This window comes from Sphingobium sp. D43FB (assembly GCF_002312805.1).
GTDB lineage: Bacteria > Pseudomonadota > Alphaproteobacteria > Sphingomonadales > Sphingomonadaceae > Sphingobium.
The window spans coordinates 1-1,466 of the sequence record NZ_NMUA01000122.1 but is presented as its reverse complement, the minus strand read 5'-3'; the positions used below and the strand labels follow the sequence as shown (position 1 = coordinate 1,466).

2 protein-coding genes are annotated in these 1,466 nt (G+C 65.4%); both read left to right on the top strand.

Annotated features, from left to right (window positions below):
- On the top strand, nucleotides 1-1,175 hold a 1,175-nt coding region (locus SxD43FB_RS23550), incomplete at its 5' end, for a DDE-type integrase/transposase/recombinase (protein ID WP_096064157.1).
- On the top strand, nucleotides 1,175-1,466 hold a 292-nt coding region (locus SxD43FB_RS23545; RefSeq protein ID WP_255245888.1), incomplete at its 3' end, for an ATP-binding protein. The genes SxD43FB_RS23550 and SxD43FB_RS23545, both read left to right, overlap by 1 nt.

Genomic DNA, 1,466 nt, shown 5'->3' with positions numbered 1-1,466 from the left:
GCTGGCGGGCACTGCACGGCGGCGAGAAGGAGATCTTCTTCCCGCAGCATCATGAGCCCGGTCGGCAGGGCCTGTCGGATTTCACGGTATGCGACAGTCTCAAGGTCACCGTTGCCGGCGAGACCCTAGCCTATCGCCTTTACCACTTCCGCTTGGCGGCGAGTGGCTGGGAGCATGCGGCTGTCGTGCTGGGCGGGGAGAGCTTTGCCGCCCTTTCGGAGCACCTGCAGGATGCCTTGTGGAAGCTGGGCGGCGCGCCGGCCGAACACCGCAGCGATTCCCTGTCAGCCGCCTACAAAAACCTCGACGCCGATGCGCAGCGGGATTTTACCCGAAGCTATGACGAGCTGTGCCGTCATTACGGCATGCTCGCTACCCGCAACAACCGCGGCGAGGCGCACGAGAACGGATCGATCGAAGGTCCGCATGCCCATCTCAAGCGACGGCTCGATCAGGCCTTACGCCGGCGGGGAAGCCGCGATTTCGTCAGCATCGAGGCCTGGCGCGAGTTCGTTGAGGCGCAGGTCGCCAGACAGAACCGGCGGCATGCTGCGCACATCGATGCAGAACGCAGGGTACTCAAGGCGCTGCCCGCAAGGCGAACCACCGATTTCGCCATGGTCACCGTCGATGTCACCCGCAACGGCACCGTCGCCATCGATCGGGTTACCTATTTGGTGCCTTCCCGCCTCGTCGGACGGCGCCTCAACGCGCATCTCTTTGACGATCGCATTGAGCTCTTCCTCGGTCCGGACAGGGTAATGTCCACGCCGCGTGTGCGGATCAGTCATCCCCACCGGGGGCACAGCATCGATTTCCGGCACATGATCGGTAGCCTGCGCCGCAAGCCCGGTGCGCTGCGCAACCTCGTCTACCGCGAAGCCCTGTTCCCCGATCACGCCTACCGGCGGGCCTGGCAAGCCTTCGATGCCCAACTCGATGGACGGCAGGCCTGCCGCGATGCCGTCGCGCTGCTCGATATCGCCGCCAGGGGCGACTGTGTCGACGTGCTGGCCCGGCGGATCGATGAGGCACTCGACAGAGGGCGCTTGCCCGATGTCGATGCGCTCAGGGACGAGTTCCTGCCAACCGCAAGATCGCAGCGCGATGTCACTATCCCGCCTCCCGATCTGCACAGCTACAACAGCTTGATCGCCAGCGGGGAGGTGTACTGATGACCCGCACCAAGGACCAGGCCGCCGCCGTGCTGCCTACCCTGCTCAAGGCCTTGCGCCTGCCGAGTATCAACCGCAACTGGAAGCGCCTCACCGACACCGCCGATCTCGATGGCTGGCCGGCCGCCAACCTGCTGGCCTCGCTTCTCGAGATCGAGATGGCCGATCGCTCCTCCCGGCGCATCCAGCGCCATCGCGACCAGTCCGGCTTGCCCGCAGGCAAGACCTTCGCCACCTTCGATTTCGACGCCGCCCCCGGCATCCGCAAACCGCACCTCTTGTCCCTCGCCG